This window comes from Micromonospora sp. WMMA2032 (assembly GCF_002688545.1).
GTDB classification, from domain to species: Bacteria; Actinomycetota; Actinomycetes; order Mycobacteriales; family Micromonosporaceae; genus Micromonospora; species Micromonospora sediminicola.
Map to the genome: position 1 here is coordinate 3,943,565 of NZ_CP024052.1, position 14,763 is coordinate 3,958,327.

8 protein-coding genes are annotated in these 14,763 nt (G+C 72.8%); 3 read left to right on the forward strand and 5 right to left on the reverse strand.

The genetic code is table 11. From position 1 onward, the window contains the following. Positions 1–18 precede the first annotated feature (18 nt). Positions 19–1,611, reverse strand: coding sequence for an ABC transporter permease (locus CO540_RS18075; RefSeq protein WP_099162964.1), 1,593 nt, complete (start codon positions 1,609–1,611; stop codon positions 19–21). Continuing rightward, a complete protein-coding gene (locus tag CO540_RS18080; RefSeq protein ID WP_099162965.1) occupies positions 1,608–2,510 on the reverse strand; it encodes an ABC transporter ATP-binding protein in 903 nt (300 codons plus the stop codon). The genes CO540_RS18075 and CO540_RS18080 overlap by 4 nt, the downstream gene beginning before the upstream one ends. Positions 2,511–2,576: 66 nt before the next feature. Between CO540_RS18080 and CO540_RS18085 the strand changes: the two genes are divergently transcribed. After that, positions 2,577–3,101, forward strand: coding sequence for a GbsR/MarR family transcriptional regulator (locus tag CO540_RS18085; protein WP_253866024.1), 525 nt, complete (start codon positions 2,577–2,579; stop codon positions 3,099–3,101). A gap of 4 nt (positions 3,102–3,105) precedes the next feature. Here CO540_RS18085 and CO540_RS18090 read toward each other — a convergent pair whose 3' ends face one another. Continuing rightward, a complete protein-coding gene (locus CO540_RS18090; protein ID WP_091565313.1) occupies positions 3,106–3,663 on the reverse strand; it encodes a two-component system response regulator in 558 nt (185 codons plus the stop codon). Then, positions 3,660–8,024: a HAMP domain-containing protein gene (locus CO540_RS18095; RefSeq protein ID WP_099164822.1), complete on the reverse strand. Its 4,365-nt coding sequence runs from the start codon at positions 8,022–8,024 to the stop codon at positions 3,660–3,662. The genes CO540_RS18090 and CO540_RS18095 overlap by 4 nt, the downstream gene beginning before the upstream one ends. A gap of 180 nt (positions 8,025–8,204) precedes the next feature. Between CO540_RS18095 and CO540_RS18100 the strand changes: the two genes are divergently transcribed. Further along, positions 8,205–10,274: a SpoIIE family protein phosphatase gene (locus tag CO540_RS18100; RefSeq protein ID WP_099162966.1), complete on the forward strand. Its 2,070-nt coding sequence runs from the start codon at positions 8,205–8,207 to the stop codon at positions 10,272–10,274. 671 nt (positions 10,275–10,945) lie between these two features. On the opposite strand, the gene CO540_RS18105 is transcribed toward CO540_RS18100, so the two are convergent. Beyond that, positions 10,946–12,547, reverse strand: a complete 1,602-nt coding sequence (locus CO540_RS18105; RefSeq protein ID WP_099162967.1) for an FAD-binding oxidoreductase — start codon at positions 12,545–12,547, stop codon at positions 10,946–10,948. A 92-nt stretch (positions 12,548–12,639) separates the two neighbouring features. Here CO540_RS18105 and CO540_RS18110 point away from each other — a divergent pair, with 92 nt between their 5' ends. After that, on the forward strand, positions 12,640–14,733 hold the full coding sequence (locus tag CO540_RS18110) for a S9 family peptidase (RefSeq protein ID WP_099162968.1): 2,094 nt from the start codon (positions 12,640–12,642) through the stop codon (positions 14,731–14,733). Positions 14,734–14,763: the final 30 nt, after the last annotated feature.

Here is a 14,763-nt window from a genome sequence, read left to right on the forward strand (position 1 = left end):
AGATCGGCGGGGTTGGTGTCACGTGACGGGGAGGTCGCGGCGGCGGAAGGTGAGCAGGCCGGTGGTGGTCAGGGTCACGGCCAGGACGGTGAGCACGGCCAACGGCGTCGCGGTCCAGGTGGGACGCAGCACCTGCGGGGTGTGCGTGAACGGCGACAGGTCCAGCAGCCACTGGTCCAGCTCCAGCACCGCGCCGAGCTGGCCGAGCAGCACGCAGACCGCCAGCACCGCCCAGGTGGCCGGGGCGAGCCGGGGCAGCAGGCCGTAGAGCAGCACGGCGAGCCCGGCCAGCACCCACGCGGCCGGCACCTGGGCCAGGCTCGCGCCGAGCATCCGGCCCAGCTGCCGGGGCACGTCACCCACGCTGAACCCGTAGGTCAGGCCGGTGGCCAGGCCCGTCGTCGCCAACACCACCACGGGGCCGAGCAGCGCGAACACCACGTGCGAAAGCAGCCAGGTCGACCGGTGCGTCCCGGTGGCGAGCACCGGCTCCGCCCGCCCGGCGGACTCCTCGGCGCGCATCCGCAGCGCGGCCTGGATCCCGTACCCGGCCGCGGCCAGACCGGCCAGGCTCAGCGTGGCGCCGAGGTAGGCGTCCGCCAGCCCGGAGGCCCCACCGAGCCGCGCCATGATCTGCTCCAGCTGCGGATTGCCCTCCACCGACCGGCCGGCCGCCTCGGCGGCGCCACCGAGGATCAACCCCAGCAGGCCGAACCCGACCGACCACCAGAGGATCTGCCCCCGGTGCAGCCGCCAGGCCAGGCCGAACGGGCCGGACAACGCGCTGCCCGCGGCGGCCGGCCCGAGCCGGGGCGGGAGCACCCCCGCGCCCAGGTCGCGGCGGACCGAGACCGGGTACGCGAGCGCGGCGAGCAGCACCGTGGCGGCCAGTGGCAGCAGCAGCACCCACCACCGGTCCCCCTCGTACGCGCGCACCCGCGCCGCCCAGCCCAGCGGCGACAGCCAGCTCGGCCAGTCGTTGCCGGCGGTGTCCCCGACCAGGCGCAGCCCGAAGGCGGCGCCGAGACCCGCGATGCCGATCCCCCGTGCCCCGCCCGCGGTCTCGGTGAGCTGCGCGGCCAGTCCGCCGAGCGTGGCGAACGCCATCCCGGTCAGCGCCACGGCGAGGCCGTACGCGGACGAGCCGGCGGCCGGCAGCCCGGCCGAGGCCAGGCCGGCGGCGGTGAGCAGGCCGAGCAGCAGGTCGGCCGCGTACGTGACCAGCAGTGCGGCGGTCAGTCCGGCGTACCGGCCGAGCACGCTGCCGCCGAGCAGCTCCCGTCGGCCGGCCTCCTCCTCGGTCCGGGTGTGCCGGATCACCGTGAGCAGGCTGGCCAGGCCGACGATCACCAGCAGGAAGCCGCTGCGCTGGGCGGTCAGCGCGCCCACGCTGTCGCCGTAGACCGGGCCGAGCAGCGCGACGATGGACGGGTTGCGGGCGGTGCCCTCGGTGTACGCGGCCCGCTCGGCCGCGGTCGGGAACAGCTCGAAGAAGCTGGCCGCGTACGACATCGGCAGCGCGGCGAGGACCAGCACCCAGAGCGGCAGCAGGACGCGGTCCCGGCGCAGGATCAGCCGGGCCAGGTGGCGGGTCCCGGTGAGCGTGCTCACCGGGCCACCCCCTCGGGCGTCGTCTCGTAGTGCCGCAGGAACAGTTCCTCCAGCGTCGGTGGCGTGCTGACCAGGCTGCGGACGCCCAGTTCGGTGAGGCGGCGCAGCGCGGCGTCGAGCGCGGCGGCGTCCACGTCGAAGCGCACCCGCTGCCCGTCCACCCGCAGGTCGTGCACGCCGGGCAGGTCGGCCAGGCCGTCGAGCGGGGCGGCGACCTCGGCGTCGATCGCGGTGCGGTGCAGGTGACGCAGGTCGCCGAGCGTGCCCGACTCGACCGCGCGGCCGGCCCGGATGATCGTCACCCGGTCGCAGAGCGCCTCCACCTCGGCCAGGATGTGGCTGGAGAGCAGCACGGTGCGGCCGTCCTGGCGGGCCCGGCGGACCCAGTGCTGGAAGACCTCCTCCATCAGCGGGTCGAGCCCGGAGGTCGGTTCGTCCAGGATGAGCAGTTCGACGTCGGAGGCGAGCGCGGCCACCAGGCCGACCTTCTGCCGGTTTCCCTTGGAGTAGGTGCGGCCCTTCTTGCGCGGGTCCAGCTCGAACGACTCCAGCAGTTCGGCGCGGCGCTTCGGGTCGAGCCCGCCGCGCAGGCGACCGAGCAGGTCGATCACCTCGCCGCCGCTGAGGTTGGGCCAGAGCGTGACGTCGCCCGGCACGTACGCGAGACGGCGGTGCAGGGCCACCGCGTCCCGCCACGGGTCACCGCCGAGCAGTCGGACGGCCCCCGCGTCCGCCCGCAGCAGACCGAGCAGCACCCGGATGGTGGTGGACTTGCCGGACCCGTTGGGGCCGAGGAAGCCGTGCACCTCCCCGGTGCGGACGGTCAGGTCGAGTCCGTCGAGCGCCCGGGTCCGGCCGAACGTCTTCACCAGGCCGGACACCTCGATTGTGGTTTCCATGCTTCGGAAGCTACGCTCATTTCATAAACTTGTGAAGACAGTGAGACGTGAGAGACGATCGCGGGGATGAGCGCCGAGGAGACGACCATGAGCCAGCCGTCGCACCACGACGAGGAGGAGGTCCACCTCTTCGTCGAGCGGATGGCGATGGCCTTCGCCGACGTCGGCTTCCCCCGGATGGCCGCCCGGGTGCTGTTTACCGTGATGAGCGCCGACGACCCGCTCACCGCCGGCGAGATCGGCGAACGACTGGGCGTGAGCGCGGCGGCCGTGAGCGGCGCCGTGCGCTACCTCACCCAGTTCGCCATGCTGGTCCGCGAGCCGGTCAAGGGCTCCCGGCGCGACCGCTACCGGATGCCCGACAACCCCTGGTACGAGGCGACCATCACCAAGACCACGCTCTACAAGACCTTCATCGACATCGCCGGCGGCGGTGTGGACGCGCTGCGCGGCCGGAGCACCCCGGCCGGCGAGCGGGTCGCCGAGATGCGCGACTTCTTCCTCTTCGTCCAGGAGGAGGTGGAGGCCCTCGGCGACCGGTGGCGGGCCCGACGCGCCGCCGCCGGGCACGGCGGCCCGGCCGAGGGCTGAGCCCTCAGCGGGTGTTGCCCCAGCGGGCCTGCTCCAGCAGGTCCGCCGCGCGCTCCCGGGTCGCCGGGTCGTCGTCGGTCCGCAGCAGCGTCGTCGCCTCGTCGACCGCGTCGGTGAGGTGCCGCCACTGCAGGTCCCGCTCCCGCACCAGGTCCGACTGGGCGGCGAGCTGCCGGGTCTTCACCCACAGCTCGACGAAGACCGACACCTTGGCCCGCAGCACCCACGGGTCGAACGGCTTGGTCAGGTAGTCGACCGCGCCCACCGCGTAGCCGCGCAGCGCGAGCTGGGCGTCCTTGTCCGCCGCGGTGAGGAAGATGATCGGCACGTGCCGGGTCCGCTCCCGCCGCTTGATGTGGGTGGCGGTCTCGAAGCCGTCCATGTCCGGCATCTGGGCGTCGAGCAGGATCACCGCGAAGTCGTCCACCAGGAGCTGCTTGAGCGCGGCCTCCCCGCTCTCCACCGCGACCGACTGCACCGGGAGACCCTGGAGGATCGCCTCCAGCGCCATCAGGTTCTCCCGCCGGTCGTCCACCAGCAGGGCCTTGGCCGTCTGCGTCACGCGCTCTCCTCGCCTCGACTCCGGCCGATCCAGGACGCCATCAGCTCGATCAGCTCGTCCAGATCCACCGGCTTGGTGATGTAGTCGCTGCCGCCGGCCGCGAGCGCCGACTCCCGGTCGCCGGGCATCGCCTTGGCGGTCAGGAAGACGATCGGCAGGTCCGCGAAGCGGTGGTTGCGGCGGATCTGCGCGGTCGTCTCGTACCCGTCCTGGTCCGGCATCATGGCGTCCATCAGGACGATGTCCACCTCCGGATGCTCGGCGAGCTGGCGGACACCGTCCACCCCGTTGTCCGAGTACAACACGGTCATCCCGTGCAGTTCCAACGCGGACGTCAGCGCGAACACGTTCCGCACGTCGTCGTCGATGATCAGAACGGTCACACCGTCCAGCCGCCGGGTCGTCGGCGTCTCCTGCGGCTGCGGCAGCTCCATCGGCATGAGCAGCGACGACGGCAGGCCCGCGCGGCTCGGCGACGGCGGCGCCGGCGCCACCACCGCGTCCGGCGCCAGCACGTCCGGTACGAAGAGGGTGAACGTCGAGCCCTGACCGGGCGCGGACGACACGGTGATCGTGCCGCCGAGCAGGCGGGCCAGGTCCCGGCTGATCGACAGGCCGAGGCCGGTGCCGCCGTAGCGGCGGCTGGTCGTGCCGTCGGCCTGCTGGAACGCCTCGAAGATCAGCGACAGCTTGTCGTCCGAGATGCCGATCCCGGTGTCGATCACGGTGAACGCGATGACCCGCTGGGCGTTGGTCAACGCCGGCACGTCGAAGACCGCGTTGTCGGCCGCCGGACCGATGCGCAACGTCACCGCGCCGTTGTCGGTGAACTTCACCGCGTTGGAGAGCAGGTTGCGCAGGATCTGCTGCAACCGCTGCGCGTCGGTGACCAGCGCCGGCGGCAGGTCCTGGCTGACCCGGACCTGGAAGTCCAGGCCCTTCTCCTCGGCCTGCGGCGCGAACGCCTGCTCGACGTAGCCACGGATCTCGGCGAACTGGATCTCGGTGGGCTCCACGTCCATCCGACCCGCCTCGATCTTCGACAGGTCGAGGATGTCGTCGATCAGCGACAGCAGGTCCGACCCGGCGCCGTGGATGGTCCGGGCGAACTCGATCTGCTTCGCGCTGAGGTTGCGCTCCGGATTCTCCGCCAGCAGCCGGGCCAGCAGGAGCAGCGAGTTCAGCGGCGTCCGCAGCTCGTGGCTCATGTTGGCCAGGAACTCCGACTTGTACGCCGACGCCCGGGTCAGCTGCTGCGCCTTCTCCTCCAGGCCGAGCCGGGCCAGTTCGATCTCCCGGTTCTGCGTCTCGATGTTGGCCTTCTGCTCCGACAGCAGCTTCGCCTTGTCCTCCAGCTCGGCGTTGGTGCGCTGCAACTCCGCCGACTGGTCCTGCATCTCGTGCGCCAGCCGCTGCGACTGCGCCAGCAGCTCCTCCGTACGCCGGTTGGCCTGGATGGTGTTGACCGCGACGCCGATGGTGAGCACCAGCCGCTCCAGGAACGCCAGGTGCAGCTCGGAGAAGGTGGCCACGCCGGCGAACTCGATCACGCCGAGCAGCTCGCCCTCGAACAGCACCGGGAGCACCACCAGGTCCGCCGGCGGCGTGTCGGCCAGCCCGGAGCGCACCACCAGCCGCCCGTCCGGCTGGGCCTTGACCCGGATGGTCCGGCGGGAGAGCGCGGCCTGCCCGACCAGCCCCTCGCCGGGGCCGAACGTGACGTCGTGGCCCCGGGCCACGTACCCGTAGGAGGCGGTGAGCCGCAGCCGCATGCTGCCCTCGGAGCTGTCCGCCAGGAAGAACGCGCCGAGCTGCGCGTCCACCAGCGGCGTCACCTCCTGCATGATCATGCGGCAGACCTCGCCCAGGTCCCGCTGGCCCTGCAACAGGCCGCCGATGCGGGCCAGGTTGGAGTCGAGCCAGCCCTGCTCGGCGTTCTTCTTGGTCGTCTCCCGGAGGGTGACGATCATCTGGTTGATGTTGTCCTTCAGCTCGGCGACCTCGCCCTGCGCCTTCACGTTGATCCGCTGGGTCAGGTCGCCACGGGTCACCGACGTGGAGACCTGCGCGATGGCGCGCAACTGCGTGGTCAGGGTCGAGGCGAGCTGGTTGACGTTCTCGGTGAGGTCGCGCCAGGTGCCGGAGACGCCCTTCACCTGGGCCTGACCGCCGAGCTTGCCCTCGGTGCCCACCTCGCGGGCCACCCGGGTCACCTCGTCGGCGAACGACGACAGCTGGTCGACCATCGTGTTGACGGTGTTCTTCAGCTCCAGGATCTCGCCCTGCGCGTCCACCGTGATCTTCTGACCCAGGTCGCCCCGGGCCACCGCCGTGGTGACCGACGCGATGTTGCGGACCTGACTGGTCAGGTTCGACCCCATCGAGTTCACGTTGTCGGTCAGGTCCCGCCACGTGCCGGAGACGCCCTTCACCTGGGCCTGACCACCCAGCTTGCCCTCGGTGCCCACCTCACGGGCCACCCGGGTCACCTCGTCGGCGAACGACGACAGCTGGTCCACCATCGTGTTCACGGTGGACTTCAGCTCCAGGATCTCGCCCTGCGCGTCCACCGTGATCTTCTGCGACAGGTCGCCCTTCGCGACGGCCGTCGACACCTGGGCGATGTTCCGCACCTGCGCGGTCAGGTTCGACGCCATCGAGTTCACGTTGTCGGTCAGGTCGCGCCAGGTGCCCGCCACGCCGCGCACCTGGGCCTGACCGCCGAGCTTGCCCTCGGTGCCCACCTCGCGGGCCACCCGGGTCACCTCGTCGGCGAACGACGACAGCTGGTCCACCATCGTGTTCACCGTGGACTTCAGCTCCAGGATCTCGCCCCGGGCGTCCACCGTGATCTTCTGCGACAGGTCACCCTTCGCCACCGCCGTGGTGACCGACGCGATGTTGCGGACCTGGCTGGTCAGGTTCGACGCCATCGAGTTCACGTTGTCGGTCAGGTCCCGCCACGTGCCCGAGACACCCTTCACCTGCGCCTGACCGCCGAGCTTGCCCTCGGTGCCCACCTCGCGCGCCACGCGCGTCACCTCGTCGGCGAACGACGACAGCTGGTCCACCATCGTGTTCACGGTGTTCTTCAGCTCCAGGATCTCGCCCTGCGCGTCCACCGTGATCTTCTGACCCAGGTCGCCCTTCGCCACGGCGGTGGAGACCTGGGAGATGTTGCGGACCTGGCTGGTCAGGTTGCCGGCCAACTGGTTGACGTTCTCGGTGAGGTCACGCCAGGTGCCGGAGACGCCGCGCACCTGCGCCTGGCCGCCCAGCTTCCCCTCGATGCCGACCTCACGGGCCACCCGGGTCACCTCGTCGGCGAACGAGGACAACTGGTCCACCATCGTGTTGACGGTGTCCTTCAGCTCCAGGATCTCGCCCTGCGCCGCCACCGTGATCTTCTGGCTCAGGTCGCCCTTGGCCACCGCCGTCGACACCTGGGCGATGTTGCGCACCTGGGAGGTCAGGTTCGACGCCATCGAGTTGACGTTGTCGGTCAGGTCCTTCCAGGTGCCGGCCACGCCCGGCACCTCGGCCTGGCCGCCGAGCTTGCCCTCGGTGCCCACCTCACGGGCCACCCGGGTCACCTGCTCGGCGAAGAGCCGCAGCGTGTCGGTGAGCGAGTTCATCGTGTCGGCCAGCTCGGCCACCTCGCCGCGCGCCCCGACCGTGATCTTCTGCGACAGGTCGCCCTTCGCCACCGCGGTCGCCACCTGGGAGATCGACCGCACCTGACCGGTGAGGTTCGACGCCATGGTGTTCACCGAGTCGGTGAGGTCCTTCCAGGTGCCGGCGACACCGCGCACGTCGGCCTGACCGCCCAGCTTGCCCTCGGTGCCCACCTCACGGGCCACCCGGGTCACCTCGTCGGCGAACGACGAGAGCTGGTCCACCATCGTGTTCACGGTCCGGCCGATGCGCAGGTACTCGCCGCGCAGCGGGCGCCCGTCGATCTCCAGCGCCATGTGCTGGGAGAGGTCGCCGTCGGCCACCGCCACGATCACCCGGGCGATCTCGGTGGTCGGCCGACCCAGGTCGTCGATCAGCGAGTTGATCGCCCGCTGCCCCTCCGCCCAGGAGCCGTCCAGCCCCTCGTCGTCGAGTCGTTCGGTGAGCCGCCCGTCCCGGCCGACGATCCGGCTGATCCGGCGCAGGTCCAGGTGCTGCCGCTCCTGCATCGACACCACGTCGTTGAACGCGTCGGCGACCTCGCCGGACAGACCCGCCCGCCGGGGCAGGCGGACCCGGAGGTCACCGCGGGCCACCCGCTGCAGCGCCTCGACCAGCTCGCCGAGGAGCACCTCGTGGTCGGACGCGGACGGATCCGCGGTCACCGACTGTTTCGCCGTGGTCATCATTCCTCGCTCAGCTCGGGGCCCACCGGCTCGTGCCGACACGCGGCCATCCCATCATTGTGCCGCGCGTTCCGTCGAGGTCACCGCCCGCCGACAGCGCGTCACGCGCCGTATTCGCCCGACTGGTCGGTTCGGCCGGGGCGCTTGGCACCCGGGGCGGCGGCGGTAGAGGATACGAAGATGTCAGCGGAGGTGGGGCCGACCCTGAGTGGCGGCACGGACGAGCACGTCCGACGCGTCCGCCTCCCCGCCGACCGGCGCACCCCCGCTGCCGCCCGGGCGCTGGTCCGCGCCATGCTCCTCGAGGCCGGTCTGCCCGAACTGCTCAACGAGGCCCTGCTGCTCACCACCGAGCTGACCACCAACGCGGTCGAACACGCGCGTACCGAACTGGACATCGAGGTCGAGGCCGACCGCGCCGGCCTCACCGTGACCGTCACCGACTTCGCCTCCGGGCCGGTCGACGAGCTGACCGTCGGTGTGCGCAACACCACCTCCGACATCACCGAGGTGGCCGCGCGCGGACGTGGCCTGCTGCTGGTCGACCACTTCGCCAGCCGCTGGGGCACCACCTACCTCCCCACCGGCAAGGGCGTCTGGTTCCGGCTCGACCGCCCCGGCCCGCGCGGACCCGGCCGGCCGGCCGGCGCCCGGGCCTGGGTGGCGACCGCCGGGTCGGAACGGTCCGACGACGGTACGCCGAGCGCCGCCGCCATGAGCGAGCTGATGCAGACCACCCCCGACCCGTACGCCGACGACCCGCTGCCCGAGTTCGCCACCGGACTGCTCACCCGGGTCGCCGAGATGGTGGGCGCCGCCGGCGGCACCGTGCGGCTGGACCGGGGCGACGGGCTGGGCACCCAGGTCTTCGCCCGCTACGGCCGGCAACCCCGGGAGGGCAACGAACTGCTCCGCGTCCCGCTCGCGGTGCACCGCCCGTACGCCGGCGAGCTGGAACTGGACGCGGCGCCGTCGACGTACGCCCGGCCGCTGGCCGTGCTCGCCGCCGAGCGGCTCTCGCTGCACCTGGAGAACGACCGGCTGCGCCGGGCCGACGTACGCCGTTCCGCCTGGCTCACGTTCCTCGCCGAGGCCAGCGAGCTGCTCGCCCAGTCCCTGGACGTCGAGTTGACCATGGCGCTCGTCCCGCAGCTCGTGGTGCCCCGGCTCGGCCAGTGGTGCGCGGTGCACACCACCGACGAGTGGGGGCGGCTGCGCCTCGCCGCGTCCAGCCACGCCGACGAGGCGATGCTGCCCCACCTGCACCGGGTGCTTCAGGAGACCGGCCCGGACTCGGTCCAGTCCCGGCTGCGCGAGGCGTCCCGCAGCGCCGCGCAGGTGCCGCTGGGCGGGCCGGTGGACGGCATCGCCGTACCGTTGATCGCCCGTGGCCAGCGACTCGGCACCCTGGCGGTGGGCCGGCACCAACGGCACCGGCACGACCCGGACGAGGTCTCGGTGCTGGAGGACGTGGCCCGGCGGGCCGCGCTGGCCATCGAGAACGCGCGCATCCACGCCGAACGCCGCCGCGTCGCGCAGACGCTCCAGCAGTCGCTGCTGCCGCCGGTGCTCCCGGTGGTCGAGGGCATCGGGTTCGCCGCCGAGTACGTCCCGACCGGCGACGACGCCGAGGTCGGCGGCGACTTCTACGACGTGGTGCCGTTGCCGGACGGCCGCTGGCTGGTGGTCGTCGGTGACGTGTCCGGCAAGGGCGTGCAGGCGGCGGCCGTGACCGGCCTGGTCCGGGACGTGATCCGGGTCCTGGTGGGCGACGGCAAACCCCTGCCGGAGGTGCTCGGCCGGCTCAACGAGACACTCGTCGAACGCGGCGGCGGGCGCTACTGCACGCTGGCCCTGGCGGCGGTCGCGCCCGGCGACGGCGACCAGCTCGACGTGGCCCTGCACCTGGCCGGCCACGACCGGCCGGTGCTGCTGCACGGCGGTGGCGGCGCGACGTTCGTCGGCACCGGCGGCACCGCGCTCGGTCTGCTCGACACGATCACCACCCCCACCGCCGAACTGGCACTCAAGCCCGGTGACTCGTTGATCTTCTACACCGACGGGGTCACCGAGCGGCGGCGCGGCCGGGAGCTGTTCGGCACCGAGCGGCTGCGCGAGTCGGCGGCGCCGCTGGCCGGCTACTCGGCCGACGTGGTCGCGGCACGGCTGCGCGCCGCCACCATCGCGTTCTCGGTGGAACCACCCCGCGACGACATAGCCGTCCTGGTCCTCCGCAACGACACCCCCTGACCAGCCCCACTCCCCGCCCACCCCACCCGGTCCCGCCCCAACCCAGCCCTGCCGGTCGACCATGAAGTTAGCCACATGAATCGCCCCTTTCGTCCCCGCACGACCCGCCGGGCGTTCACACCCGGCCGCCCTGTCGATCAAGGAGTTTGTGTCCTGGACGGCGCGAAAAGCTGACGCCAACTCCTTGATCAACGTGGTCCTGGGAGGAGGAGCGGAAGGGGCACGGGGGGCGGCTGGGCGGGTGCGAGCCGTGGTTGGCGGCGCTCCGGCCGATCTGCGGGTTACCAGACCGAGCGTCATGAGGCCCCGAACCCAGGGACCTCTTCTTGTCAGACCCGACCGCCCTCACCGCACTCGCGCGAGCCGACACCACTTCGCCGACGCGGCGGCATCCCCACCATCGGGACACCGCCACCACGCCGAACTGGCGGGCGCACGCGACCAGTACCGCCGAACTGAGCGGGCGCGCGCGACCAGCACCACCGGCCCGGCGAGCGCGACCACCACCGCCGACCGGGCGCGTGCCACCACCCCGCCGGAGTGGCGTCAGCCCGCCACCACCACTGACGTGCGTCGAGACGTCGATGGCACCCAGAGCGGGTGGGGCGGTCGTTCGCCGGGTCACGGGAGGAGAGCAGGCCGGGGCGGCCGTCGAGCACGCAGCACGGTGATCAGAGGCCGCCCGGGAGCCGGCCGGGGGCGAGGCGGTGGTGCGGATCCAGGTGGGCCTTGGCGCTGCGGAGCCGGGGCAGCGCCGGCAACTCGCCCCAGAGGTCGACGGCGTGGCGCACCGGCGCGGGCGCCGCCACCACCACGCACCGGCCCTGCCGGGCGATCAGCACGCTGCGGACCGCGGTGAGGATGGAGGCGACCCGCCCCGGCGGCAGCGCGCCGGGCAGGGCGGCGTGCACGGTGCCGATGCCGGCGGAGCCGCGTACCGGCACCGGTGTGCCGGCCGCGTCGCGCAGCGCGTAGACGGCGGCGTGCAGGTCGTTGATCGGCACCTCGATGCGCAGCGCGGTGTCGCCCGGGGCGAACGGGTAGCGCCCCCACCACTCGGGCGCGTGGTGGTTGACCACGGCCTCGGCCCCGAGCACGGCGGTCAGTCGCTGGGCCCGTTCGGCCACGTCGGCCGGACCACCCTCCAGCAGCACCACCAGGCTGCCCGCCGCGGGCCGGCCGGTCACCGCCGGGTGGTCGGGTCGACCGGCGACCGAGGGGTGGCTCGCCGGGATCCGACGACGGGGCAGGGGCACCGGCACCGGCAGGTCCAGCTCCACGGCGGCCGGCTCGACGCCGGCAGCGAGCACCGCACGGACCAGGTCGTGCACCTCCAGCGGGGTCCACACCGGACGGGACACCCAGAGCCGGCCGGCCGGCAGCGCCTGCACCCGCATGGTGGCCGACACCAGCACGCCGAGCCCGCCCTGCGAGCCGCAGAGCAGCCGGGCCACGTCCAGCCCCGCCAGGTCACCCCGACCGAGCACGGCATCACCGCCGGCACCGGCACCACCGCCCACGAACGGGCCACCCCCGGCCGGTGCACCTCCACCCCGGAGCGAGCCACCGCCGGCCACCGGACCGCCACCCCGGAACGAACCCTCGCCGAGCGCGCCGCCTCCCGCCAATGGCCCCCCGCCGCCGGGCGAACCTCCGGCGAGCGGGCCACCGCCGCCGACGTCGAAGGCGCCCGCCGGCGCCGCCCGCCCGAGCCGCGCCGTGCCGGACTCGCCGACGCTGACCAGCTCGCCGTCGGCGTCCAGGTAGCGAACGCCGACGAGCTGCGCGCACGGGCTGCCGTGCCGGTGGCGCAACGGGCCGGCCTCGTCGGCGGCGAGCACGCCGCCCAGCGTCGCGCCGGGCGAGGGCGCGTCGACCGGGAGCCGCCGGCCGGTGCGGCCGAGTGCGGCCTGGACCGCCCGCAACGGGGTGCCCGCGCCAATCTCGGCCACGGTGGCGACCTGCGGCTCGTGCCACACCCCGGCGAGCCGGCCGGTGTCGAGCAGGATGTCGACCTGGCCCGGGGCGGCGCCCCAGTCGATCTTCGTGCCGGCGCCGCGCGGGACCACTGTCAGTTCGTGCGCCGCGGCCAGCCGCAGCACCTCGGCCGCGGCGTGCGGGCCGCCCGGCACGGCCACCCAACGGGCGGTGCGGCCGGCCACCTCGTCGGCCGGCCCGGCGAAACGGGCGAACGGCGGACCGCAGATCTCGGCCAGCTTCCGGGTGATGTCGAGGGCTCCGGGTCGGTCGGTGGAACGTGCAGCAGCCGCCATGGCGGTTATCGTACACATGTTCGAAAGACCTGGTGGCGGATCGGTGCGGCGCGCTCGCCCGGCGGCGGCCCGCCGACCGGTAACGTGGCGCCGTGACCACGACCCCACCACCTGTTGCCAAGCGCGTTCCGGCCGAGCGGACCCACCACGGCGACACGGTCGTCGACGAGTACGCGTGGCTCGCCGCCAAGGACGACCCGGACACGATCGCCTACCTGGACGCCGAGAACGCCCACACCGAGTCGCGCACCGCGCACCTGGCCGGGCTGCGCGCGGAACTGTTCGAGGAGACGCGCCGGCGCACCCAGGAGACCGACCTGTCGGTGCCGACCCGCAAGGACGGCCACTGGTACTACACCCGCACCGTCGAGGGGCAGCAGTACGGCGTGCACTGCCGGCGGGCGGTCCGCCCGGACGAGACCGCGCCCCCGGTCAGCGCGGACGGCGCCCCGCTCGACGGCGAGGAGGTGCTGCTCGACGGCAACCAGCTCGCCGAGGGACACGACTTCTTCTCCCTGGGCGCGTTCGACGTCAGCCCGGACGGGCGCTGGTTGGCCTACTCCACCGACTTCTCCGGCGACGAGCGGTTCACGCTGCGGATCAAGGACCTGGTCACCGGCGAGGTGCGGCCGGATGAGATCCCGGACACGTTCTACGGCACGGCGTGGTCCGCCGACGCCTCGACGCTGTTCTACGTGACGGTCGACGACGCGTGGCGGCCGAACCGGGTGTGGCGGCACACGGTGGGCACCCCGTCGAGTGAGGACGTGGTGGTGCACCAGGAGGACGACGAGCGGTTCTGGGTGGGCGTCGAGCTGACCCGGTCCGAGCGCTTCGTCGTCGTCGACATCCACAGCAAGATCACCAGTGAGGTCCGGGTGATCCCGGCCGCGAACCCGACCGGCGAACCCGCCGTCGTGGCCCCGCGGCGTCAGGGCGTCGAGTACGCGGTGGAGCACCACGGCCACCGCTTCCTGATCCTGCACAACGACGGTGCGGAGGACTTCGCGCTGGCGTACACCTCGGCGGACGCGCCGGGCGAGTGGACGCCGCTGATCCCCCACACCCCGGGCACGCGGCTGGAGGCGGTCGACGCGTTCGAGAACCACCTCGTGGTCTCGCTGCGCGCCAACGGGCTGACCGGGCTGCGCGTACTGCCGGTCGGCAGCGACGACAGCTGGGACATCGACTTTCCCGAGCCGATCTACAGCGTCGGGCTGGACGCGAACCCGGAATACCGCACGGGCACGGTGCGGCTGCGCTACACCTCGCTGGTCACCCCCGACTCGGTCTACGACTACGACCTGGTCACCCGGGAGCTGACGCTGCGCCGGCAGAAGCCGGTACGGCCCGGGCCGGACGGGCGGGCGTACGACCCGGCCGACTACGAGCAGCACCGGGACTGGGCGCTGGCCGACGACGGCACCCGCGTACCGATCTCGCTGGTCTGCCGCCGCGACACCCCGCGCGACGGCTCCGCGCCCGCGGTCATCTACGGCTACGGGTCGTACGAGGCGAGCATGGACCCCTGGTTCTCGATCGCCCGACTGAGCCTGCTCGACCGTGGCGTCATCTTCGCGGTCGCGCACATCCGGGGCGGCGGCGAGCTGGGCCGGCGCTGGTACGACGAGGGCAAGCTGCTGGCCAAGAAGAACACCTTCACCGACTTCGTGGCCTGCGCCCGGCACCTGGTCAAGGCGGGCTGGACGGCGAGCGACCGGCTGGTCGCCCGGGGCGCCTCGGCCGGTGGCCTGCTGATGGGCGCGGTGGCGAACCTCGCCCCGGACGCGTTCGCCGGGATCGTCGCGCAGGTGCCGTTCGTGGACGCGCTGACCTCGATCCTCGACCCGTCGCTGCCGCTGACGGTGACCGAGTGGGAGGAGTGGGGCAACCCACTGGACGACCCCGAGGTCTACGCGTACATGAAGTCGTACACCCCGTACGAGAACGTGACCTCCGCCGACTACCCGGCGATCCTGGCCGTGACCAGCCTGAACGACACCCGAGTGCTCTACCACGAGCCGGCCAAGTGGGTCGCCCGGCTGCGCGCGCTCGCGCCGCAGGGCGACTACCTGCTGAAGACCGAGATGGGCGCCGGGCACGGCGGGCCGAGCGGCCGGTACGACGCCTGGCGCGAGGAGGCGTTCGTCAACGCCTGGACCCTCGATCGCCTCGGCCGCGCCTGAGCCTGGAGTGTAAGGAGGGGCCCCTTGTTA

Coding starts and splice junctions, on each gene's coding strand:
- CO540_RS18080 (WP_099162965.1), bottom strand. CDS start 2,510: ATGGAAACCACAATCGAGGTGTCCGGCCTGGTGAAGACGTTCGGCCGG.
- CO540_RS18085 (WP_253866024.1), top strand. CDS start 2,577: ATGAGCGCCGAGGAGACGACCATGAGCCAGCCGTCGCACCACGACGAG.
- CO540_RS18095 (WP_099164822.1), bottom strand. CDS start 8,024: ATGACCACGGCGAAACAGTCGGTGACCGCGGATCCGTCCGCGTCCGAC.
- CO540_RS18100 (WP_099162966.1), top strand. CDS start 8,205: ATGTCAGCGGAGGTGGGGCCGACCCTGAGTGGCGGCACGGACGAGCAC.
- CO540_RS18105 (WP_099162967.1), bottom strand. CDS start 12,547: ATGGCGGCTGCTGCACGTTCCACCGACCGACCCGGAGCCCTCGACATC.